This is a genomic window from Providencia sp. JUb39 (genome assembly GCF_012272845.1).
Classification (GTDB): Bacteria; Pseudomonadota; Gammaproteobacteria; order Enterobacterales; family Enterobacteriaceae; genus Providencia; species Providencia lanzhouensis.
The window spans coordinates 2,146,753-2,170,862 of the sequence record NZ_JAAWXD020000001.1; the positions used below are offsets into that span (position 1 = coordinate 2,146,753).

Below are 24,110 nucleotides of genomic sequence, written 5' to 3' on the forward strand. Positions count from 1 at the left end.
TAAGGTTTAGCGAACAAAGTTAAAAATGTGAGTATAAACGTGAATACCCTTACTCAATCCACTGTGTAAATAACAGGGAATGACGGCGTTTATAGATGTCCATTTTGCGGAGCGAATAAATGTGCATATTGCGGCGAGAGTGTCTTTCTAACCAACGGCGACGGCGGCGAACGACTTGTCTTAGCATTCTCCAGCGACCCACTTCTTGCCTACTGCGTCTCATCTTTTTAATCCTTATCAGGTGTATGTTCGTAACAGCGAAATATTATATGCCTTTGCTCACGAGAACCAAGTGGAAGTTATCAAAGTGTTGATGAAATTTACCCCGTAAAAGAGAGGTAGATTCATTGAATTTGTCATTAATTGCACTTTTATCTATTTAACTCAGTTTTTATTCAGAACTTTTACTAAATTCTGGTATGTTTATTCTTAGTCTATATTTAATAAGACATATTTTCTTTTTTCGACTCTTTTTCTCTCTGTCAGTGAGGCTTGTTATCCATTATGGCAACCGTCTACACCTTAATGAGTTGGTTACTGTTTTTCCTGTATTGGTTAATTGTTGCTGGGGTTACTGTTCGTATCCTCGTCACACGTCGCCCCGTCACTTCGGCGATGACATGGTTACTGATCATTTATATCCTGCCTCTGGTGGGGATCATCGCGTATGCGGCATTTGGTGAGCTCCATTTAGGTCGACGTCGTATCGATAAAGCCCATCAAATGTGGCCATCGGTTGCCACTTGGCTGGAAAATCTACGTCTCTCCAAACACATTTTTGCTAATGATAACAGCCCCGTTGCGGAGCCATTATTCCAACTGTGTGAGAAACGCCAAGGTATTGCAGGCGTCAAAGGCAATCGCATTCAATTACTGACCACCAGCGAAGACTCACTAAAAGCCATTGCCAATGATATTAATAATGCCAAGAACTCTATCGAAATGGTGTTCTATATTTGGCAGCCAGGTGGGCTTGTCGATGAAGTCACCGAAGCCCTTCTCAATGCGGCAAAACGTGGTGTTAAATGTCGCATTATGGTGGACTCCGCAGGAAGTTGGCATTTTTTCCGCAGTGATTATCCCGATAAAATGCGTGCCGCAGGGATTGAGTTTGTCGAATCTCTAAAAGTAAACCTTATGCGTTTTTTCCTGCGCCGCATGGATTTACGTCAGCATCGCAAAATCGTTGTGATTGATAACTATATTTCTTACACCGGCAGTATGAACATGGTGGATCCTCGCTACTTTAAACAAGATGCGGGGGTCGGTGAGTGGGTAGATATTTTAGTCCGTATGGAAGGTCCGGTAAGCACCACATTAGGGATTGTCTACGCCTTTGACTGGGAGATGGAAACCGGACAACGCATTTTACCGCCACCACCAGATAGTAATATCATGCCGTTCGAGCAAGATAACGGACATACCACCCAAATGATTGCATCAGGCCCTGGGTTCCCTGAAGAACTTATTCAGCAATCATTAATGACGGCGATGTTCTCAGCTCGTAAGCAGCTGATCATGACGACCCCATACTTTGTCCCAAGTGATGATTTACTGCATGCCATTTGTACCGCAGCTATGCGCGGCGTTGATGTCAGTATCATCATGCCACGCCATAATGACTCTTTCTTGGTTCGCTGGGCAAGCCGCTCTTTTTACACGGAATTACTGGAAGCTGGCGTAAAAATCTATCAGTTTGAAGATGGATTACTGCACACCAAGAGTGTCTGTGTTGATGGGGAATTAAGCTTAGTCGGTTCAGTGAACTTAGATATGCGCAGTTTATGGCTGAACTTTGAAATCACGGTCGTGATAGACGATAAAAGTTTTGGTAGCGATCTGACGCTGGTTCAGTATGATTATATGGCTCGCTCTACACGTTTAGATATTGAAGAATGGGAACAACGCCCGTTCTGGAATCGTGTAATTGAGCGTCTGTGCTATTTCTTTAGCCCATTATTATGATAGCTATTATCACCATTGCTTAACCGTTAGGAAAACGTCATGAGCCAGAACCCAAGTATTAACTTAATCGATGAAGATGAAATCATTGAAATTGCCTATGACCTTTTCCTTGAAGGTGCGATGGATAACTTAGAGCCTGCCGACCAAGTGATTTTCGCGTTACAGTTTGAAGAGTGTGGCGCAGCTGAAATTGTGCCATTTAGTCAAGATTGGCATATTCTCGCCACCCAAGGATTACCTTTAGCGCAAATGAGTGAAGTGGTGATCGGGCTTGCTAAAAGCTCAGAGGATGAGATTGACGATATCTTTGCACGAATTCTTATCAGCCGAAACCCTAAGCACCCTTTCCAACATATCGAATGGAAACAGTAAGCAGAAATAAAAATGGGGGAAATATTCCCCCACCTTTTATTTCCCCATCTTTTATTAAGCTTTATTCTGCTAAATCCAACTGCAAGTGATGCTTCTTAATATAGAGACGCAGATTATTGCGAATATAGTCACTCTTATCTAATGGGTATTTTTCCCACGCCGCCACAATATACGGTTCCACCCCGTCGACAAACTCAGGGGAACGCGCGACAGCTTGGATCGCGGTTAATGCAACTTCACTCTTATCCGCAATCATATATTCAAAGTAATTAGCAACCTTTTGGCTAAAATTGACATCATGGGAAGCCGCATACAACGCACTGACGGCAATCTGACCATCCGCATGATTAAATAAGTGTTGGAAATCTTCCACTTTGACCGCTTGCAACTCCTTGAGGATATACCCCGCAAAGCTCACCGTATCTGCATGTTCGCACTGTGCTAATTTGGCTAAAATAGCCGATTGAAACTTCGCTAAATCCGCTTTTTGATACCAATAAATCAGCTGTAATCCACGAGTGACTTGCGCAGGATCTTGGCTCTCAAGCGCTTGGGCTAAATAATCCGATGATGCAGCAACGGAATATTTTGCTAAGACTTCCAGTGCCTTCACATGGTAAACGTTGAGTGTTTCGTTATCTAATATACGAGTGAGTTGCTCAATACCCTTTTCCGATAATGACGGTAACTTTTTCAGTCCTTCTAGTGCTACCAGCTTCGTCTTTTCATTATCCTCATGATGAAATAGGTTGAATAACGTGGCTTCATTGCCGCCCATTCGATGCCCAAACCAGCCTGTATCATATTGCTGAATAATTTCATCCAGCCAGCGCTCATACCAATCCAAAAAGTGGCTTTCATAAGCAAACTGATACGGTGTTGGTGAGTCACACCATTCATGGGTATAAACCAGTCGCCCAGCATATTTGCCCGTCACCACCAGCAGGATGTCATATGTACAGCCGCAAGTGCCAAGGTAAAACAGCCCTTGGTGAAGCAAATTTTCCCGTGAATCGTACTCTTCATCACTGCAATCTTCCGCTAAGTAGCTGAGTGTTTGCCACTCTTCATCGCTCATGGTTGGGCTAAGTACGCAAGGTAATGCCACCGAATCATAGCGATTTTCACTGTCTTCAAAGCGTTCTATACCGTAATAAGGGCCTGCACCGCCATTACCCAATTGCGTCATAAACTGCACATATCCTTGGGGTAATTGCACGCCAGTACGTCGTTGCCATTGTTCTACCTGTGCCATATCCAAAGGTGGATTGAACTGATAATGGTGGCTGTCCGCTCCGAACAGCTCTTCATCGCTGTCCATTTGCTTAGCAAGGGGGAGTTTTTGCTGAATACGTTGAATTTGGTCATCCGCATAACGCTGGTTGATGGCTTGCCATGTTTGATGTATTTGGTGGATCTGCTGCAAGTGGTCACTCATTAATGGTTACTGTCCTATCAAGTTTTAATTATTTATTTTTAATATCATCGCTTTTAATTTCGCTGCCTTTAATATCATAGCTAACTGATTATTTTAAGTAGCAATTAGGTTTGAATTCTCTGAAAATTGTTTCGTATAAAAAAGGCTCCGCTTTATAAATGATAAAGGGAGCCTAATACAACAATAAAACACAAATCTTACCGATTACAGTGGATCAATTTTCAAACAAGACACTGCGTGCTTGAAACTTCCTTCGAGTAATGGGCGGGTTTTGGCGCATTCTGCATCAGCGCTTGGGCAGCGTGTTCTGAATACACAGCCTGAAGGCGGATTAATGGGCGATGGCAACTCCCCTTCAAGCAGCTCAATTTGCTTATTTTTTTCCTTATCTGGATCCGGTACTGGCACCGCAGACATCAATGCGCGGGTATAAGGGTGCAGCGGGTTGTTATACACTTCATCATAAGTCCCCAGCTCTACGGCGTGCCCTAAATACATCACTAATACGCGGTCAGAAATGTGTTTTACCACCGCAAGATCGTGAGCAATAAAGATCAAGGAAAGCTTCATTTCCCGCTGAAGTTCTTGCAGTAAGTTCACCACTTGCGCTTGAATGGAAACATCCAGCGCAGACACAGGCTCATCACAAATCACCAATTTCGGCTCTAAAATCAGCGCCCGTGCAATCCCAATACGCTGACATTGGCCACCAGAGAATTCATGAGGATAGCGGTTGATCAGGTTCGGCAATAAGCCAACTCGCATCATCATTTTCTTTACTTTTTCAGTAACTTCTTTTTGTGGCATCTTCGGATGATAGGTTTTTAGTGGCTCCGCAATAATATCTCCAATCGTCATCCGTGGGTTTAAGGATGCCAGTGGATCTTGGAAAATCATTTGGATATCACTACGCACAGTACGCCACTGTTTGTCGTTCATGGTGAGCAAGTTTTGCCCTAACCATGTCACCGTGCCGCTAGTGGATTTAACCAAACCAATTAATGCACGCGCAAATGTGGATTTACCGCAGCCAGATTCCCCTACCACGCCCAAGGTTTCCCCTTCGTATAAACGCAGTGTCACCCCATCGACGGCTTTTAAACTTTTATCCGGCTGCCAGAACCATTGTTGTTTATCTCTAATGGAAAAATGCACTTTTAAGTCATTGACTTCCAGCAGCACCTGCCTATTTTCTTGGCTCATACTAATTCCTCCACAGGCTTAAAGCAGGCACGTAAACGTGATTGTGCAAAACTGGATAATTGAGGCTCTTGCTCTACACAGTGCTGGTTTGCATATTGGCAACGCGGCGAGAACGGACACCCTTTTGGTAAGCGTAATAAGTTTGGCGGATTGCCTGGAATCGTGGCTAAGTTATCATCATCACCATCTAAGCGTGGCACTGCTGCTAATAAACCCAGCGAATATGGATGAGATGGCTGATAGAAAATATCTCGCGCGCTACCATACTCCATCGTGCGCCCCGCATACATCACGAGTACCTTGTCACACACACCGGCGACAACCCCTAAGTCGTGGGTAATTAAGATGATCGCGGTATCAAATTCCTGCTTCAGTTCATTCAGCAAGGTCATGATCTGCGCTTGTACCGTAACGTCCAATGCGGTTGTCGGTTCATCAGCGATCAGCAATTTTGGTTGGCACAATAGCGCCATCGCAATCATCACACGCTGGCGCATCCCCCCTGAAAACTCATGGGGATACATATTCATGCGTTTACGAGCTTCCGGCATTTTTACCGCATCCAGCATGCGCACAGATTCTTCAAAAGCCTCTTTCTTGCTCATCCCTTTGTGCAGCATCAACACTTCAGATAACTGCGTACCGATTTTCAGGTATGGATTGAGGGAGGTCATAGGGTCTTGGAAAATCATGGAGATCTCTTCCGCACGCATGCGGTTAAGCTCTTTCTCCTTGAGGTTTAAAATCTCACGTCCATTAAACATAGCGGAGCCACCTACACGACCATTTTTTGCCAGTAACCCCATCAAAGCAAAAGCAGTTTGGGATTTACCCGAACCGGATTCCCCCACAATTCCCAGTGTTTCCCCTGCACTCAATTCAAAATTGAGTTTATTTACCGCGGTCACATCCCCATCTTGGGTAGCAAATGTGACGTTTAAATCCTGCACTGATAATAAAGGGCTTTTGCGTGTTGAATGTTCCATAAATTAGCCCCTTAGCGATCTTTCGGGTCGAGGGCATCACGTAAGCCATCGCCGATAAAGTTGAAACAGAACAACGTGATAACCAAGAACCCGGCAGGGATCAGCAGTAACCACGGTGTGACTTCCATAGAGTTAGCGCCATCACTGAGTAAAGCCCCCCAGCTACTGAGCGGCTCTTGAGTTCCTAAGCCAAGGAAGCTTAAAAATGACTCAAACAGAATCATACTTGGAACTAATAATGATGCGTAAACTACAACCACACCCAGTACGTTAGGGACGATATGACGCAAGATAATGTGGCGCGTGCTGACACCGCAAACTAATGCTGCCTCAATAAACTCTTTGCGTTTTAGCCCCAGCGTTTGCCCACGGACAATACGCGCCATATCTAGCCATGACACCATCCCAATGGCGACGAAAATCAGCAGGATGTTGGTACCGAATAACGTCACTAACAAAATAACGAAGAACATGAATGGGAAGGAGTTTAAAATTTCCAGTAAGCGCATCATGATAGAGTCGACTTTACCGCCCACATAACCTGCCAGTGAGCCATATAAGGTTCCGACCACCACCGCGACTAATGCTGCCGCAACGCCAACCATCAACGAAATTCGCCCCCCAATCGCTACGCGCACAAGCAAATCACGCCCTGAGGCATCAGTCCCGAAATAGTGCCCGGTTGCCCAATCAGGTGGCGTAGACATCATTTCCCAGTCGGTATCGTCATATAAAAACGGCGATAACATCGGGGCAAAAATCACAAACATCGTAATACAAAACAGCACACACAGGCTGACAATCGCCGCACGGTTATGCATAAAGCGTCGTCTTGCATCTTGCCAAAGGCTGCGCCCTTCAATATCTAATTGCTCAGAAAAATTTTCCAGAGCTTCACTATTTTTGTTGTTTAATAACATAGTGTTTCTCCGGTCTTAGTAACGAATTTTCGGGTCGATGACGGCATACAGCACATCGACGATAGCATTAAAGGCAATGGTCAATACCCCAACTAAAATCGTTAAGCTAAGCACTAACGAGTAGTCACGGTTTAATGCGCCATTGACGAACAACTGTCCAATTCCCGGTAAGCCGAAAATGGTTTCAATCACCATGGAACCCGTGATGATCCCCACGAATGCAGGTCCCATATATGAGAGCACTGGCAGTAATGCAGGTTTTAACGCATGGCGGAAAATAATGGTACGCAGCGGTAATCCTTTTGCGCGCGCAGTACGAATAAAGTTTGAGTGCATGATCTCAATCATCGAACCACGGGTAATACGCGAAATACTGGCGATATACGCCAAAGAGAGTGCCACCATCGGTAAAATCATGTGCGTGACGTTACCACCATCCCAACCTCCACCGGGGAGCCATTTCAAGTGAATGGCAAAAATCAGCACCAAAAGTGGTGCCACAACAAAGCTTGGGATGACAACCCCCGTCATGGCAAATCCCATGACTGTAAAGTCCCATTTGGTATTTTGATTTAATGCGGCAATCACCCCCGCAGTAACACCAAATAACACGGCAACCACAAAGGCTGTGGCGCCTAATTTTGCAGACACGGGAAAGGCTTTCGCAACTAAATCGTTGACGCTATAGTCTTTATATTTGAAAGAAGGACCGAAATCCCCTTGAGAAAGTTGGAATAAGTAGCTGAAATACTGCTTATACATTGGGTCATTAAGGTGATATTTCGCCTCAATGTTAGCCATGACTTCGGATGGAAGCTTACGTTCACCAGTAAACGGGCTGCCCGGCGCGAGTCTCATCATGAAAAATGAGATGGTAATAAGAATAAATAAAGTCGGAATTGCTTCAAGCAAACGACGCAAAATAAATTTAAACATTGCCCTTTCCTACTTCTATTGCCATTAAGGCTAATGGCTGGCCCTCAAGGAGCCAGCCTGTTGTGATTAGTGCTTGATGATATACAGATCTTTAGTATGTAAGTTATCTAATGGATCTTTACCCGTATATCCACCCACGTATGGCTTCACTAAGCGGGTGTTCACATAGTAGTAGAGAGGCACGATACCAGAGTCTTTATCTAAGAGCTTTTCAGCTTGTTGGTACAACTCAGCACGCTCTTCGTCCGTTTTCACCTGAAGTGTTTTCTTCATGATGGCATCGAAATCTTTGTTTTTATAATGCACGGTATTGTTACTGCTATAAGAAAGCAGCATGTTTAAGAAGGATGACGGTTCGTTATAATCCGCACACCAGCCCGCACGCGCCACATCATAGTTACCTTGGTGACGACTATCTAAGAAGGTTTTCCACTCTTGGTTTTCCAGTTTCACGTCAGCGCCAATGTTTTTCTTCCACATAGATGATGCAGCGATCGCGATACGTTTATGTAAATCTGACGTGTTATACAGTAAATTGAATTTCAGTGGATTTGATTTGTTGTAACCCGCTTCTTCCAGCAACTGTTTGGCTTTTTCATTACGCTGCTCTTGGGTCATATTGGCATACCAATCTGGTTTTTCTGTCTTCATGCCGCTGGTAAACGGTGGTGTGAAGCCATAAGCCGGAATATCACCTTGCGCTTTCACTTTGTAAGTGATGACATCTCTGTCCATTGAAAGTTTTAATGCTTCACGAACACGCGGGTCATTAAACGGCGGTTTTTCGTTATTAATTTCGTAATAATAGATACAGAGATACGGGTTTACACGCAGCTCTTTTGGCATATTTTCTTGTAGTGACTTAAATTGTTCGATGGGTAAATTGCTATAGGTCATATCAATTTCACCACTGCGGTAACGGTTAACATCCGTGACTTCAGAGGAGATAGGCAGGAAAGTCACTTGGTCAATCACGGTGTTTGCGTTATCCCAATAAGTTGGGCTACGCTCTAAAACAATACGTTCGTTAACTGTCCAGTCTTTTAATTTATAGGCGCCATTACCCACAAAATTAGCTGGTTGAGTCCACTTAGCACCATATTTTTCGATTGTTTTTTTATTCACTGGCGACATCGAGGAGTGTGCCAATAATTTTGGAATATAAGGGACGGCTTCACTCAAGCTAATAACTAAAGTTTTATCATCCAGCGCTTTAATGCCCAGCTCTTCTGGCTTTTTCTTACCGGCAATGACGTCATCAATATTTTTGATATGTGCATACTGCAAATAACTCGCGTATGGGGATGCGGTATCAGGATCAGCGAGTCTGCGCCAGCTATAAACAAAGTCTTCGGCCGTGACAGGGTCACCATTTGACCATTTCGCGCCATCGCGAATTTTAAACGTCCACTCGGTGAAATCTTTATTTTCCCAGCTCGTAGCAGAGCCAGGTAAGATTTCACCATCAGGGCCAACAATCGTAATCCCTTCAAAAAGATCTCTTGCTAAAGCCGACTCTGGAACACCTTCAATTTTATGCGGATCAAGGGATTGAGGTTCAGAACCATTGTTGCGAACCATATTTTGTTTTTCAGCCAGTTCGACACCCGCTGGTACCACTGCACCATAACTTGTCGCCATCGTCCCTGCCATTAACCCAGCAGCAACGCTTAAAGCAACAAATGTCTTATTCAGTAATTTGCTCATTATTTTGGTTACTCCCATACTATTGTTTTGGTTGTGTTGTTGATGCATCTGCTTACTGAGTCAGTAAGCAATTATTTTGTTTATTACAAAATTATTAATTAGTAGAATTAATATATAACCGCTTAATATCCATGTGATCAAGAGGGTCTTCACCTTTAAATCCTCCGATTGTGGGCTTGATCATCCTTGCACTCACACGGTAATACACGGGAACTAGCGCAGATTCCTTATCCAACAGGGTTTCTGCCTGTTGGTAAATCTGTTGACGAGCTTGGTCATTCGGAGCCGTTAAAGCCTCTAATAGCAGTTGGTCATAGGCTTTATTTTTATAGGCCGCCGTATTGTTGCTGTTTTCTGATAGTAATGAATTCAAGAATGCAGAGGGTTCATTGTAATCGGCACACCATGTTGCTCTTGCAACCTGATAATTTCCTTCATGGCGATTTTGCAGTGTGGTTTTCCACTCTTGGTTTTGCAGTGTTACCTCTGCGCCAATATTTTTCTGCCACATGGATGCCGCTACAATCGCCTGCTGTTTATTTTGATCTGAGGTGTTATATAGCAAGGTAAACTTGAGAGGATTTTTGGCGCTATATCCAGCCTCCGCGAGCAACTCTTTCGCACGCTGATAACGCTGTTCTGGCGTGAGCTTTGCCCATTCTGGTACTGCAAAATTACCATTATGGATAAACGTTGGCGTAAAACCGTAAGCCACCGTCTGTCCTTGATCGATAATTTTATTAGTGATGGTTTCTCTGTCTAAACCTAACTTAATGGCTTCTCGTACTCGAGGATCCGTGAATGGGGCTTTTTGATTATTAATTTCATAATAAAACGTACACAGAAACGGACGAACATACAGTTCGTTCGGCTTCTCTGCTTTCATCTTTTTGAACAGTGTTGGGGGAATAGCCGAATTACTAATATCAATTTCCCCACTGCGATAGCGATTGTTATCACTGACTTCAGAGGTAATCGCTAAGAATGTCGCTTGATCGATCTGCGTTTTTTCGTCATTCCAATATAACGGATTACGTTTGATGATAATCCGCTCGTTGACCGTCCACTCATCCAAAACATAGGCGCCATTACCCACAAAGGAACCCGGTTGAGTCCATTTATCGCCGTACTTTTCAATAGCTTTACGGTTAACGGGTTTCATTGAGGTGTGGGAGAGCATATCGATAAAATACGGAACGGGATGACTTAGGGTGACTTGCAAATGTTTGTCATCAAGGGCTTTGACGCCCAACGACTCTTTAGGTTTTTGACCTTTTAAAATAGCGTCTGCATTTTCGATATAAGCATTTTGTAAATAACTGGAATAAGGCGAGCCGGTTTTAGGATCCGCTAAACGCTGCCAACTATATACAAAATCCTCTGCAACAACGGGAGTGCCATCACTCCACTTGGCATCATCGCGTAGGGTAAATGTCCATACGGTGTAATTTTCATTTTGCCAATGGGTTGCCATACCAGGAACCGCCACACCATTAATATCGTCGTAAACCAGCCCTTCCAATAAATTTAAAATAATATTGCCTTCAGGTACCCCTTCGACTTTATGAGGATCGAGTGAAGTCACTTCTGAACCGTTATTGACCACTATTTTATTTATGGATGTTTTATTTAATGGGGATTTATCGGGGATTGATGAGGCTTGAGCAGAAATCGCTAATGAAAAAATGAGACAGGAAAGTAAACTGTGCTTGGTAGTAAGTTTCATCGTTGCGCCTTCTCCATTTCATAGTTACGGTTTTACAGTTAATGTTTCAACGTATGTTGAACGACATTTGGTTCGCCTACACATTGTTGATTTACTACTGCTCTAATCACTGTTTCCTAAGCTTTTTTCTAATTTAATCACCAAAAGCTTTCCTTAACGGTGCAATTTTGTTCAGAAAGCTTATAAAAAAAAGTTATAAAAATCACATTTATTTAACATTTAAAGTTAGAGAGCCTATTTAAAAGGGGTAACACACTTTCTCAATCTTTAAATACTCAAATAAAAACAATTAGATAATAAAAAACCTTAAGTTACTCTTAAAATTTTCATCAACATTAATCCAAACATATCATTAACAATCTCTAATGAGAATAGTGAATAAATTTACGCAGCTCACATTTCCTTACTTTTTATGCCTGATTTTGCAAAAAGTGCGACACATAATCACATTTCAAATTTATCGCGTAGAGGAATTATTTTGATTGTAAAGGACGGTTTGATTGCACATAACAAGCCAAAATATTTGGGTGAATATTTTGAATTCGAAAGGAATAATGGAATGACGGGAAAGGCAGATGAGAATAGCCGTCTCGTAAGACGGCTAAATAACACTCACTATAAAAGTCCTGGAAATATGGCTTTAACACCCGTTACAGCGATTTCGATACCTAATGACATAAGTAGTAGCCCCATGATACGGGTGACAACGTTGATGCCCGTTTGCCCTAAGTAACGAACCAGTAAAGACGCAGAGCGGAACAACAGCCAACAGCAAAAAGCGAACAAAATACTGGTTAACGCTAAACCAATAAAGTTCTGCCAGCCAGTCCATCGCGATGACCAGACAATGCACGAACTGATTGCACCGGGCCCCGCCATTAACGGAAGCGCTAACGGTACCACCCCAATGCTATCGCGCACTGCGGTTTCTGTTTTTTCTTGTTTGTTCTGTTTGTCCTCACCAATTTTACCGCTGATCATCGATAGCGCGATGGTGACAATCAGAATTCCCCCCGCGATGCGGAATGAGTCAATTGAAATACCAAACAGCTGTAATATCGAGTCCCCCACCAGCAACGATGTACAAAGAATAATTGCGACTGATGAGTTGGCTATCGTATTAGTTCTATTGCGGCTCGCAACGGTTTGATAGTTTGTCATACTAATAAACACAGGCAGGATACCAACCGGGTTTACCAACGCAAATAGACCAATAAAAAATTTAATATAGCCTGATAAATCAAGTAATGTTGCGCTCACCCATTAATACCCTCATAAAATTCTTAAACAAGAAACGCTTACCTGAACTAATTTTATCACTGAAATCGCTAAAATCCTTAGTTAAAGAACAATTTTGTGCATCTTAGTAGAATTATTTATTGCAACTTATCTTAATGACCAAAAAAGAATGATTTATTCACCTCTTTTTAGCGATAAATTAATCATTTTTTTGCAAATCAATGAATCCCATAAAAACGGCATGCTGAATGGAGTCAGCTTGCATATTTTGTGATTTAGATCACTTTATTAAATTCCCTTTTTGTTAATCTAGTCTCAACTGATAAACGCGGTAATCAATCAGTTAATTTTTACTTTTTGAGCTATTTATCTGAGATTTATAAGCCAATTAGCATGGGCAGAAAGCATTATTATTAAGTTTATCTATACTGTTGTTTTGGGTGGTCGTTTTAGATGTTCTAGTCACAACAGCTTTTTTTAGATGCTTTGCTCATTGGCTTAAAAATTTTAACTTTATCAGGAGTAATCTATATGTCCGTAACAAACGTTACTGAACTCAATGAACTTGTTGCTCGTGTCAAAAAAGCTCAACGTGAATTCGCCAGCTTCTCTCAAGAGAAAGTGGATCGTATTTTCCGCGCCGCTGCTCTTGCTGCTGCTGATGCACGAATTCCATTAGCAAAACTCGCAGTTGAAGAGTCAGGCATGGGGATTGTTGAAGATAAAGTGATTAAAAACCACTTCGCTTCTGAGTATATCTACAACGCATATAAAGACGAGAAAACCTGTGGTGTTCTATCTGAAGACCCAACTTTTGGTACCATCACCATTGCTGAGCCGATTGGTATTATCTGCGGTATCGTTCCAACCACTAACCCAACCTCTACTGCAATTTTTAAATCATTAATTAGTTTAAAAACCCGTAACGCAATTATTTTCTCTCCGCATCCACGTGCTAAAATTGCGACTAACCGTGCTGCTGAGATTGTATTGAACGCGGCCATTGAAGCTGGCGCACCAAAAGATATTATTGGCTGGATTGACTCCCCTTCTGTTGAGCTATCCAATGCGCTGATGCACCACCCTGACATTAACCTGATCTTAGCGACAGGTGGTCCAGGCATGGTGAAAGCGGCTTACAGTTCCGGTAAACCTGCGATTGGTGTGGGTGCGGGTAACACGCCAGTTGTTATCGATGAAACCGCAGACATCAAACGTGCCGTTGCCTCTATCTTAATGTCAAAAACATTTGATAACGGCGTAATTTGCGCATCTGAACAATCTGTAGTGGTGGTTGATGCAGTTTATGATCAAGTCCGTGAGCGTTTCGCTACCCACGGCGGCTACCTGTTACAAGGTAAAGAGCTCAAAGCGGTACAAAATATCATTTTAAAAGATGGCAACTTAAACGCGGCTATCGTGGGTCAACCTGCATTTAAAATTGCAGAAATGGCGGGCGTTATCGTTCCTGAAACCACTAAGATCTTAATTGGTGAAGTCAAACTTGTTGATGAGTCAGAGCCATTCGCTCATGAAAAATTGTCCCCACTCTTAGCAATGTATCGCGCTAAAAACTTTGAAGATGCGGTAGAGAAAGCTGAACAGTTAGTGGAAATGGGCGGTATCGGTCACACCTCTTGTCTCTATACTGACCAAGATAACCAACATGACCGTGTCAGCTATTTTGGCGAAAAAATGAAAACGGCGCGTATTTTGATTAATACCCCTGCGTCTCAAGGCGGTATCGGTGACCTGTATAACTTTAAACTGGCACCATCTTTAACCTTGGGTTGTGGTTCTTGGGGGGGTAACTCCATCTCTGAAAACGTGGGACCAAAACATTTAATCAATAAGAAAACCGTGGCAAAAAGAGCTGAAAATATGTTGTGGCATAAACTTCCTAGTTCAATCTATTTCCGCCGTGGATGTCTTCCAATCGCTTTAGAAGAGATAGCCACTGATGGTGCGAAACGCGTCTTTATAGTGACTGATAGCTACTTATTTAATAATGGCTATGTTGATGAAATTGTCGATGTTCTGAAAAAACACCATATTGAAACCGATGTTTTCTTTGAAGTCGAAGCTGATCCAACATTATCCGTTGTGCGTAAAGGTGCTGCGCAAATGCAAGCCTTCCAACCGGATGTAATCATTGCCTTAGGTGGTGGTTCCCCAATGGATGCTGCGAAAATCATGTGGGTGATGTACGAACATCCAGAAACACACTTTGAAGAATTAGCGTTGCGTTTTATGGATATCCGTAAACGTATTCACAAATTCCCGAAAATGGGTGTGAAAGCAAAACTGGTCGCTATCACTACCACTTCAGGTACAGGTTCAGAAGTGACGCCATTTGCTGTTGTGACGGATGATAAAACTGGCCAAAAATACCCATTAGCGGACTACGCATTAACACCAAACATGGCGATTGTAGATGCTAACCTCGTGATGAATATGCCTAAATCCTTAACCGCGTTTGGTGGTTTGGATGCTGTGACTCACGCATTAGAATCTTATGTGTCTGTTCTGGCGAATGAGTTCTCTGATGGTCAAGCACTCAAAGCACTGACCTTGTTAAAAGATTATCTGCCAGCCAGCTACCATGAAGGGGCGAAAAACCCAGTAGCAAGAGAGCGTGTTCATAATGCAGCAACCTTGGCGGGTATCGCTTTTGCTAACGCCTTCTTAGGGGTTTGTCACTCAATGGCGCACAAACTGGGATCTGAATTCCATATTCCGCACGGTTTAGCGAACGCCCTATTGATTTGTAACGTTATCCGTTTCAACGCAAATGACAACCCAACTAAGCAGACCGCATTCAGCCAATATGACCGCCCTCAAGCACGTCGCCAATATGCTGAGATTGCAGACCACTTAGGATTAACCAAAGCAGGCGACCGTACTGGTGCGAAGATTGAACGCTTACTGGCTTGGTTAGAAGAGATGAAAGCGGATTTAGGCATTCCTAAGTCTATCCGTGAAGCGGGTGTTGCCGAAGCGGACTTCTTAGCTCACTTAGATAAACTGTCTGAAGATGCATTTGATGACCAATGTACTGGTGCTAACCCACGTTATCCGCTGATTTCTGAAATTAAACAGCTGTTACTGGATTCTTACTACGGCCGTGAATTTACTGAAAAAAGTGCAGAGCCAGCGGCACCAAAAGCTGAAAAGAAAAGCAGTAAAAAATAGTTAATCCATTGATGGCTTAGCCATTAATACATAAAAAAGGCTTCAAAAGATTTAGGATTTTCCTAACGCTTTTGGAGCCTTTCTCGTTATTTCGTCATCATACTTTATACTTATCTTAGGTGTCCATCTGGAAAAATATGCGATCCGCAAATTGATGCTTTCCAATCGACAATGACTTTTTCCTTTATTGTGGATTAATAAGCTGATATGAAAAAACTGGCTGGCGTTACCTACATACTTTTATTCATAGTAAGCTTTTTCGCTTACAGTGCTGGCTTGCGTTTGGAACAAACTCGATTAATCCTAAATAGCACTAAATCCAATGCAACATTTACCATTGTGAATGATGATTTGAACCCCTATCTAATTCAGACCTCTGTAACTGAACAACTTGAAGGTGCCAAATCCCTTTATTTTGCTGTGACACCACCACTGTTCAAATTAGATGCAAATAGTAAGTTTAGTGCCCATGTATTATTAAAAAATGAAAGGGAATTACCCGTAGATAGAGAATCTCTGTTCTTTTTAAATACACGAGCTATTCCCGCCCAAAAGCATCCTAATGAACAGAAAAATGACGCCAAACGCTCGTTTGTGACGAATATCGTGATTAAAGTCTTTTACCGCCCTAATCAACTGGCAGTGCCTAATAATGCGGTATTTCAGCAAGTAACTCTAGAAAAACAGGGAAAAAAATGGGTGTTTAATAACCCTACCCCCTATTATCTCACGGTGGTAAACCTCAAATATAACCAGCAAAACTATAGGAAAAGCCTGATCCTCAAGCCATTTAGTGATACTGAAATCACTGGTCTACAAGGTCATATTTCCCAAGCTAGTTGGCAGATGATTAATGATTTTGGTGGTCTCTCTGACATTATTATTTACCCACCAGTTAAGAATAAATAAGTCAGTAAACCCCCATTTGACTGGTGCGCTTTTCTCTATTTTTATTTTTATTGACGATGTTGGGGTTTCCTGCAATCACACTCGCCATTGATGATAGTTTGAAGTTTTCATTACAACGGCCGTTTTTAAATGCTGAAATGCTAAATTTCATTACACCCTACAGTTTCGAGTAAATTTGCATTTTTTGATTATATGATATGTGCCAAAGTGTGAAATTAAACTGGCATAAAAAGAAAGCCCCATGTTAAAAACATGAGGCTTATCAAATCTCACTCAATCCGGTTTTATTCAATGAACGCTGAAATTTTATCTGCCATACATCCCTTTTAAGAACTAGCGAGCTGAGTGTTCTATTAATTCATTTACTTTATTTGACAAAAATATCTTAATAATCTGATATTCCTATTTGTAAACTATATAACTCATTAATCTTAATTAATGATTATTTGAAGTTAAACGGTATTTTTTCAATTGCACCACTATTCATTAATTGAGCTTGCTTGATAGCGTCTGAGTAATGCTTTCGACAAACTGAAATATACTTTTCATTCCCGCCGATATCCACTTGATCCCCCTCATATACTGGGATGCCATCACCACCAATCCGTAAAACTTTATTTGCCTTACGTCCACAGTAGCAGACGGTTTTTAACTCAACGAGTTTATCTGCCCATGCTAATAAATATTGGCTTCCTGCAAACAGCTCTCCGGAAAAATCCGTTCGTAAACCATAACAGAGTACCGGAATGTCTAAATTATCGACGACATCACATAATTGCTCTACTTGCTGTTTTGTCAAAAATTGGCATTCATCAATAAGTACGCAATGTACTTTTTGAGCATTATTCTCGTTTTTGATAATTTTTGCCATATTCGTTATAGGCGAAAATAATAACGCATCCGCAGATAAACCGATCCGCGAAGATACCTTACCTTGACTGAAGCGGTTATCGATTTCAGCGGTAAAAATCAGCGTACGCATTCCACGTTCGTGATAGTTATAGGAAGATTGTAATAATGAAGTCGATTTACCCGCATTCATCGCAGAATAATAGAAATATAGCTGTGCCATTGGGCGGTTCCCTAAAAAATAATATTCGCGAATACTTTAGCATAAAGGTTTTTTAAGATTAACTTAAACCTATGTAGATAAGTAAGTGTATGAATTTCCATCCATCACTATGTTAAATTAGTTCCTTTAGATCACACATCATCTGTGTTGCAGACAATTAATCTCAAACTGATATTAACTTTATCTGGTATAGACATTGGCACATATTGCTAAGTTTATTCTGTCAAAAAAAGAAAATTTCCGTTAAAGACATCATTGATACATCGACAAACAAAAGGTAATGGTCATCACTAGGCTATTAATATAAATTTTAGTGGCATTTTCTAATTACCTTTTTTCATTAGTACCGTTATTGATAATAGAGCAATTTATAGCAACGAAAATTTTTATAATTCTTTTGTAAAAAAATTGCATTCGTTAAAGATAACTTTTAAACTACCAAAGTAATTTAGCTATTGCAGAATTTAAAATAGCACTCTATTATTACTGTACACATGCCAACATATAAAATTGAGACCAGGAAAATGAGCGAATCATTAAAAGCATTAAATAACATCCGTACGCTTCGTGCTCAAGCACGAGAAGTCACTTTAGAATCTTTAGAAGAAATGCTGGAAAAATTAACTGTCGTTGTTGACGAACGTCGTGAAGAAGAAAGCCAAGCTCGCGCTGAAGTTGAAGAACGTAATCGCAAACTGGAAAAAGTTCGCGAAATGATTTTAGAACAAGGCGTAGATTTAAATGACCTTCTGCAAACTATGGATTCTGGTAAAAGCACCAGCACTCGCGCTAAACGTGCTGCTCGCCCAGCAAAATATAAATATGTTGATGAGAACGGCGAAACTAAAACTTGGACAGGCCAAGGTCGTACTCCAGCAGTAATTAAAGTTGCAATCGAAGAACAAGGCAAATCTTTAGACGATTTCTTAATCTAATATTGATAACCTTCCAAATTCTAAACACCCTTTTTATAAGGGTGTTTTTATTTATAGTAGCCTTATTATTATCCATTTATCATCTCCTCTGTTTCAATCCCCCTCATCTATTTCTAATCAAAAATAGTGATACAAAATATACGTTAAAGTAAAGTTACGTAATCTAATCAAGTGATATTCTTTAATCTCCTCCTAGTCCACTACACTAATTAATTTACACGCCACACGGGTTATATCGATTTATATTATATAACTGACATTTAATGACACTTAAAATCTGAGTACTCCTTTTTACATATTTCTATAAAATGCCCATAAAAAAAGCTAACCATAAAGGCTAGCTTTTATCTGTACAACAAAGATTCGTATTTTAATTAGATTTCGATGATGAATCTAAATTAGCGGCTAACTCTTTAATCCACGCGGAAAAATCATTTCCTAGTGTATCGTGTTGCATACCATATTCTACAAAGGCTTTCATGTAACCTAATTTATTTCCGCAGTCATGACTTTTACCACATAAGTGGTATGCTTCAACAGGTTCCTTATTTTCCATCATTAATGCGATAGCATCCGTTAATTGGATTTCATCGCCAGCACCCGGTGCTGTTTTCGCTAATGCATCCCAAATCTTTTCGGATAATACATAGCGCCCTACAATAGATAAATTGGATGGAGCTTCATCACGCTTCGGTTTCTCAACCATACGGGAAATCGGTTTACTATCGCCTGGGTGCAAAGTCACACCGTTGCAATCCACAATTCCGTAGTTAGAAACATCGTCTTCTAGTACTGGCTCAACTAAAATTTGGCTAGCCCCAGTAGTTTCGTAGTGTTCTAACATCTCTTTGAGGTTAAATTTCGTTAAATCGGTGCTGTAGCGATCTAAAATAACATCCGGAAGGATTACGGCAAAAGGCTCATCACCCACCAATGGTTTTGCACATAAAATAGCATGACCTAAACCTTTAGCAATGCCTTGGCGTGTTTGCATGATAGTCACATGACTTGGGCAAATGGATTTCACTTCATCCAATAATTGGCGCTTAACTCGCGCCTCTAAGATGGCTTCAAGTTCAAAGCTGGTATCAAAGTGGTTTTCAATAGAATTTTTAGATGAATGTGTCACTAGCACAATTTCATTAATTCCTGCAGCAATACACTCATTAACCACATATTGGATTAAAGGCTTATCAACAACCGGTAGCATCTCTTTAGGAATGGCTTTCGTCGCTGGAAGCATACGTGTTCCTAAACCTGCTACAGGGATTACCGCTTTACGCACCTTGCGTTTGATCATCTCGAGAACTCCAAAAATTTAATAAGCACCGTTTATATTTTCAATAAACTATACTGGCGCGTTTTTAGTGCGCGCCAGTATATCAGGATTCATTATTGAATAAATAGAGATGGGCTCGTTTAGGATAAATAGAACCTAGATCCATTAAATAAGTGCATTATTTCTGAGCATAGGGATTAAACATTAGCTTGATTTTTTGATTCGAATTATGAATAAGACACTTCCAACTCTCACCTTGAAAGTCTAATCGATTTGAATGGTATGTTTTTAGCGTACCTAGCGGGACATTTCGCGCGAGATGGTAATGATGCTGCTCCGTCGTAATATTGGCTTCCAGTCCTGCACTCGCCAAAATCACATTTTTAGATTTGGTATTAAAGTAACCAAGTAACAATGGAAACTGACCTGAAAAGCCAGAATCTTCCAGTAAGTGATTTATTTGATTAATAATGTTATCAATTTGAGGTAATTTTTTATCTCGGTTGTTCACCGCACTCTTTAACAGGTCATTAAACACAACACGAATTAAAAACGCCGCCATCACCCCTTCTTGTGGAGAGCGTTCTATATCAATGCAATAAAATCCGATTTGCTCCTCAGATATTGCCGCGATATCCAACAGCAACCCAAAACGATTCGCTTCATTTAATTGTCTATAGTTTATCTTATAGCCATTTATAACCTGCGCGACTGGAGGCTGTAATTGTTTCAAGATGGCTAACATATCCAACTTGTCATTATTTAAAATGTTCGAAATATTCTGGATTTCATTTTCAATGAGTGTTTCAGAGTCATATTGCTCTGGATACAGTGCCGCATGAATCGTCACTTTCACTTCATCAAGGTTTTTTATTGGCTTTAATAAAGCATCTTTCGCACCAAGACGAAACATTCTATCTAATTGCGTGAAATCCGTGGTTGCTGAAATAACAATCACAGGTACATTAATATTACGATCCACCAGCTCCGCCATAAATGATTCACCATTCATGATGGGCATGTTGAGATCACAAAGAATGACATCGGGAATCACCTTTTGTTGCGTGATCAGCTCAAGTGCAAGCGCGCCGTTGTCAGCGATGTAGACTTCTGTTTCTAAACTTTCGAGGTATTCACGAAGAATAGTACAAAAAATTTTTTCATCTTCAACTATGAGTATTTTTCTATTTTTCATATCATACCTACCACGACAACCCTGGTTTCATAAGTAATATATTCTGACGCCAATAGTCATATTGTAAAATCATTAACGACTATATTTTTTAAGTATAGTTATTTTATCGAGAAAAGAATGAGCCAATCTTTAAAAAATAATTGTAGTTGCGGTCATCCTTTGCCGTTTGACCAATGCTGCTCTCCGCTATTGCTTGGGCTGGTTATTGCTGAAACGCCAGAGCAACTAATGCGCTCACGATACAGCGCTTATGTCCATCACAATGTAGATTACCTCATCAAAACATGGCATCCAGATTGCCAAGCACAAGAGTGGCGAGAAGCTATCTTAGATAGTTTTGAACAAACTGAATGGCTGGGACTGCGAGTCATTAGTTCTTCTCATGCTAAAAATCCTGACGAGGCTTATGTCGAATTTTCGGCTTGCTTTATTGATGAAAAAGCTGATCATAAACAGCTTATTCACGAACGTTCCCGTTTTCTTCGCATTGATGCACAGTGGTATTACATTGACGGAATAACACCAAAAGTTGGGCGCAACGATGATTGCCCATGCGGCTCAGGAAAAAAATTTAAGAAGTGCTGCGATAGTTATTAATTCTCTGTTTATCAATTCGTATATTCATTGCATAAATTACGATTAGCCTAAATTATTAGGCTTTAGTCAGTTAAGGATTAGACAGTTCCATGCAACACAAAAATGTACAGAAAAAAATTCTCAGAACCATTTGTCCTGATGCAAAAGGATTGATCGCTAAAATCACCAATATTTGCTACAAACACCAGCTGAACATTATCCAAAATAATGAGTTTGTTGATCACCGTACTGGCCGTTTCTTCATGAGAACGGAACTGGAAGGGATTTTTAACGATGAAACCTTACTGGCAGATTTAGATGATGCATTACCAGAAGGCTCTAAGCGTGAATTAAACTCTGCAGGACGTCGCCGCATTGTTATTATGGTCACAAAAGAGGCGCACTGCCTTGGTGATCTTCTGATGAAGAGCGCTTACGATGGATTAGATGTCGATATTGCTGCCGTTATCGGTAACCACGACACCTTGAAAAACCTTGTCGAGCAGTTTGGTATTCCATTCCATCATATTAGCCATGAAGGCTTAACGCGCGAACAGCACGATGAGAAACTCACGGCTCAGATTGATCAATATCAGCCTGACTATGTTGTCCTTGCTAAATATATGCGAGTGTTGACCCCCGCTTTTGTTCAGCACTACCCTAATCAAATTATTAATATTCACCACTCATTCTTACCGGCATTCATAGGCGCACGTCCTTATCACCAAGCTTATGAGCGTGGCGTTAAGATCATTGGAGCAACCGCTCACTTTGTGAATGATAATTTGGATGAAGGTCCAATCATCACGCAAAACGTTATCAATGTGGACCATACATTTACTGCAGATGATATGATGCGCGCAGGCCGCGACGTTGAAAAGAACGTACTGAGCCACGCTTTATATTGGGTATTGGCACAGCGCGTCTTTGTTTATGGCAATCGAACCATTATTTTATAATAGAGCGTATCGGTTATTCATTGTAGTAATTTGTTGATTTATCACGCATTGAGATTAAAAAATCAGCATTCAGACATTTTTTTTCAATTAATACTTTACAGGGGCGCGTCATTTGATATGATGCCGCCCGCTGTGAACGATTACAGCAATTCAAAATCTGGTGGGATACCCAAGCGGCCAAAGGGAGCAGACTGTAAATCTGCCGTCACAGACTTCGAAGGTTCGAATCCTTCTCCCACCACCATCTAAGCAACCTCTTTTCCAAGTTTATCAACTACCCCAATAAATCGATTTAACACACTTGAATGTGATTTTGATTTATAAATGTAACAGTCACTTTTATCCAAAATTCCATTTAATGATATATAAATCAGCGACTTATCAATCAACTCATCCTCAGGAAAGTGGTCAATAATCCCGATAAAATCACCGTCTTGAATGAAACTCTGACAACACCCAATATTATCCATCTGTCGTATGCTGGATTTATTCTCTACGGTTTCAACTTTAGCCAGCAAGTCACTCATCAGTGAGCTTTTATAAAATGAGGGATCGCATAGCCAAGTACTTTGTTGTAGTAAGACGACAACATCATGATTAAATTTCTCGTATAATTCTTTTCTGCAATAAATACCTAAAGGCGCATTCTCTATTTTTTTTTGTAATGAAAACCTTTCACTGATGACTAATTCAGAACTTAAAATTAAAGTATTTCCATCATAATCGACAATTTCATCTACCTCATCATAGTTAAATCTTAATATATTAACCTGTACATTATTCTTATGTGCTGCTTGATATAAATTAATTAGATGATTTTCCTTCCCCCAGTCATAATAAATATTAGCCTCATTGACAATATAACCAGAAAAATGTTTTTTCGTTATTTCTTTCTCCTGCAAGTAGAGATCTCTAAGATCGTTATAAAGTTCTTGGCCATCCTTAGTTAATGTCATTCCAAATTTTTCTCGTTTAAAAAGCCGTTTACCCAAACTCGTTTCAAAGTCTTTTATGGATTTTGCGATGGGGGGTGTCGTGCGATTCATCACCCTTGCAGCCTTGCTTAGCGAGCCATTCTCAACAACTGCCATAAACGCCTCTAATTTTCTTGAAAAGAACATATCTATGACCCCATTCTATTTATTGAAATGTAAACCAACATGATTATTTTAAATAACAGCATGTTGATTAACCCATAATCTTCCACATCAAATAAAAATTTAAATAAATTTTTTGATTTGATGATTAACAATATTTCATAAAAGTATTTTTATAATTTCCAACATAGCAAAGCAATATATTATATTGTTTCATTTGATTATTTTTTATTGCCCCACCATTAAATCACATTAAAATATAAATAACCAACTGACTTTAAATGAACTTTTCAGTAGTTGATTATAAAACTAACAAACATTTTTTAATTAACAGTCATAGATATATTATTATTAAAAATTAAAGTTCCCTAATAAATTATCCGCAATTATATAAACAAAAAATA

General features: G+C 40.7%; 20 protein-coding genes and 1 tRNA gene. 8 read left to right on the forward strand and 13 right to left on the reverse strand.

Annotated elements, in window-relative coordinates:
* Positions 1 to 49: 49 nt before the first annotated feature.
* Positions 50 to 223: a YciY family protein gene (locus tag HFU86_RS09820; RefSeq protein ID WP_132496008.1), complete on the reverse strand. Its 174-nt coding sequence runs from the start codon at positions 221 to 223 to the stop codon at positions 50 to 52.
* Positions 224 to 504: 281 nt separating this feature from the next.
* Here HFU86_RS09820 and cls point away from each other — a divergent pair, with 281 nt between their 5' ends.
* Together cls and HFU86_RS09830 are read left to right on the forward strand one after the other, a co-directional pair.
* Entirely contained in the window at positions 505 to 1,965 is a 1,461-nt protein-coding gene (cls, locus tag HFU86_RS09825) for a cardiolipin synthase (RefSeq protein WP_036956524.1), read from the forward strand.
* Between the two features lie 39 nt (positions 1,966 to 2,004).
* The gene (locus HFU86_RS09830; protein ID WP_132496009.1) at positions 2,005 to 2,337 is read left to right on the forward strand and encodes an HI1450 family dsDNA-mimic protein; all 333 of its coding nucleotides are present in this window, start codon (positions 2,005 to 2,007) and stop codon (positions 2,335 to 2,337) included.
* A 61-nt stretch (positions 2,338 to 2,398) separates the two neighbouring features.
* On the opposite strand, the gene HFU86_RS09835 is transcribed toward HFU86_RS09830, so the two are convergent.
* The 8 genes from HFU86_RS09835 to HFU86_RS09870 form a co-directional block, all read right to left on the reverse strand.
* Entirely contained in the window at positions 2,399 to 3,775 is a 1,377-nt protein-coding gene (locus HFU86_RS09835; protein WP_187129146.1) for an SMI1/KNR4 family protein, read from the reverse strand.
* A gap of 204 nt (positions 3,776 to 3,979) precedes the next feature.
* Positions 3,980 to 4,978, reverse strand: a complete 999-nt coding sequence (gene oppF, locus HFU86_RS09840; RefSeq protein ID WP_187129147.1) for a murein tripeptide/oligopeptide ABC transporter ATP binding protein OppF — start codon at positions 4,976 to 4,978, stop codon at positions 3,980 to 3,982.
* On the reverse strand, positions 4,975 to 5,964 hold the full coding sequence (locus HFU86_RS09845; protein ID WP_036956515.1) for an ABC transporter ATP-binding protein: 990 nt from the start codon (positions 5,962 to 5,964) through the stop codon (positions 4,975 to 4,977). The genes oppF and HFU86_RS09845 overlap by 4 nt, the downstream gene beginning before the upstream one ends.
* Positions 5,965 to 5,975: 11 nt before the next feature.
* The gene (gene oppC, locus HFU86_RS09850) at positions 5,976 to 6,884 is read right to left on the reverse strand and encodes an oligopeptide ABC transporter permease OppC (protein ID WP_108478075.1); all 909 of its coding nucleotides are present in this window, start codon (positions 6,882 to 6,884) and stop codon (positions 5,976 to 5,978) included.
* A gap of 15 nt (positions 6,885 to 6,899) precedes the next feature.
* A complete protein-coding gene (oppB, locus tag HFU86_RS09855; protein WP_187129148.1) occupies positions 6,900 to 7,820 on the reverse strand; it encodes an oligopeptide ABC transporter permease OppB in 921 nt (306 codons plus the stop codon).
* A gap of 66 nt (positions 7,821 to 7,886) precedes the next feature.
* Positions 7,887 to 9,527 (reverse strand): oligopeptide ABC transporter substrate-binding protein OppA, encoded by a 1,641-nt coding sequence (oppA, locus tag HFU86_RS09860; protein ID WP_108478074.1) that lies wholly within the window; start codon positions 9,525 to 9,527, stop codon positions 7,887 to 7,889.
* A 94-nt stretch (positions 9,528 to 9,621) separates the two neighbouring features.
* Positions 9,622 to 11,253: an ABC transporter substrate-binding protein gene (locus HFU86_RS09865; protein WP_187129149.1), complete on the reverse strand. Its 1,632-nt coding sequence runs from the start codon at positions 11,251 to 11,253 to the stop codon at positions 9,622 to 9,624.
* 615 nt (positions 11,254 to 11,868) lie between these two features.
* A complete protein-coding gene (locus tag HFU86_RS09870) occupies positions 11,869 to 12,513 on the reverse strand; it encodes a YchE family NAAT transporter (protein ID WP_036956506.1) in 645 nt (214 codons plus the stop codon).
* A gap of 510 nt (positions 12,514 to 13,023) precedes the next feature.
* Between HFU86_RS09870 and adhE the strand changes: the two genes are divergently transcribed.
* Together adhE and HFU86_RS09880 are read left to right on the forward strand one after the other, a co-directional pair.
* Entirely contained in the window at positions 13,024 to 15,684 is a 2,661-nt protein-coding gene (adhE, locus tag HFU86_RS09875) for a bifunctional acetaldehyde-CoA/alcohol dehydrogenase (protein WP_108478072.1), read from the forward strand.
* A 207-nt stretch (positions 15,685 to 15,891) separates the two neighbouring features.
* A complete protein-coding gene (locus HFU86_RS09880; RefSeq protein WP_187129150.1) occupies positions 15,892 to 16,593 on the forward strand; it encodes a fimbrial biogenesis chaperone in 702 nt (233 codons plus the stop codon).
* A 442-nt stretch (positions 16,594 to 17,035) separates the two neighbouring features.
* Here the strand turns inward: HFU86_RS09880 and HFU86_RS09885 are convergent, their stop codons facing one another.
* Positions 17,036 to 17,665, reverse strand: a complete 630-nt coding sequence (locus HFU86_RS09885) for a thymidine kinase (RefSeq protein WP_036956500.1) — start codon at positions 17,663 to 17,665, stop codon at positions 17,036 to 17,038.
* A 524-nt stretch (positions 17,666 to 18,189) separates the two neighbouring features.
* On the opposite strand from HFU86_RS09885, the gene hns reads away from it, so the two are divergent.
* Positions 18,190 to 18,600, forward strand: coding sequence for a histone-like nucleoid-structuring protein H-NS (gene hns / locus HFU86_RS09890; RefSeq protein ID WP_006661675.1), 411 nt, complete (start codon positions 18,190 to 18,192; stop codon positions 18,598 to 18,600).
* A 370-nt stretch (positions 18,601 to 18,970) separates the two neighbouring features.
* On the opposite strand, the gene galU is transcribed toward hns, so the two are convergent.
* Together galU and rssB are read right to left on the reverse strand one after the other, a co-directional pair.
* Positions 18,971 to 19,900 (reverse strand): UTP--glucose-1-phosphate uridylyltransferase GalU, encoded by a 930-nt coding sequence (gene galU / locus HFU86_RS09895; protein ID WP_187129151.1) that lies wholly within the window; start codon positions 19,898 to 19,900, stop codon positions 18,971 to 18,973.
* 157 nt (positions 19,901 to 20,057) lie between these two features.
* On the reverse strand, positions 20,058 to 21,074 hold the full coding sequence (gene rssB, locus HFU86_RS09900) for a two-component system response regulator RssB (RefSeq protein WP_187129152.1): 1,017 nt from the start codon (positions 21,072 to 21,074) through the stop codon (positions 20,058 to 20,060).
* Between the two features lie 117 nt (positions 21,075 to 21,191).
* Here rssB and HFU86_RS09905 point away from each other — a divergent pair, with 117 nt between their 5' ends.
* The 3 genes from HFU86_RS09905 to HFU86_RS09915 all read left to right on the forward strand — a co-directional run bounded on the left by HFU86_RS09905 (position 21,192) and on the right by HFU86_RS09915 (position 22,853).
* Positions 21,192 to 21,671 carry a YchJ family protein gene (locus HFU86_RS09905; protein WP_108478069.1) on the forward strand — a complete coding sequence of 160 codons (480 nt, stop codon included), beginning with the start codon at positions 21,192 to 21,194 and terminating at the stop codon, positions 21,669 to 21,671.
* A gap of 89 nt (positions 21,672 to 21,760) precedes the next feature.
* Complete coding sequence (gene purU, locus HFU86_RS09910) at positions 21,761 to 22,609, forward strand: formyltetrahydrofolate deformylase (RefSeq protein ID WP_036956491.1); 849 nt, start codon at positions 21,761 to 21,763, stop codon at positions 22,607 to 22,609.
* A gap of 159 nt (positions 22,610 to 22,768) precedes the next feature.
* A tRNA-Tyr gene (locus HFU86_RS09915) sits at positions 22,769 to 22,853 on the forward strand.
* 1 nt (position 22,854) lies between these two features.
* On the opposite strand, the gene HFU86_RS09920 is transcribed toward HFU86_RS09915, so the two are convergent.
* Positions 22,855 to 23,730: a LysR family transcriptional regulator gene (locus tag HFU86_RS09920; protein WP_132496015.1), complete on the reverse strand. Its 876-nt coding sequence runs from the start codon at positions 23,728 to 23,730 to the stop codon at positions 22,855 to 22,857.
* Positions 23,731 to 24,110 lie beyond the last annotated feature (380 nt).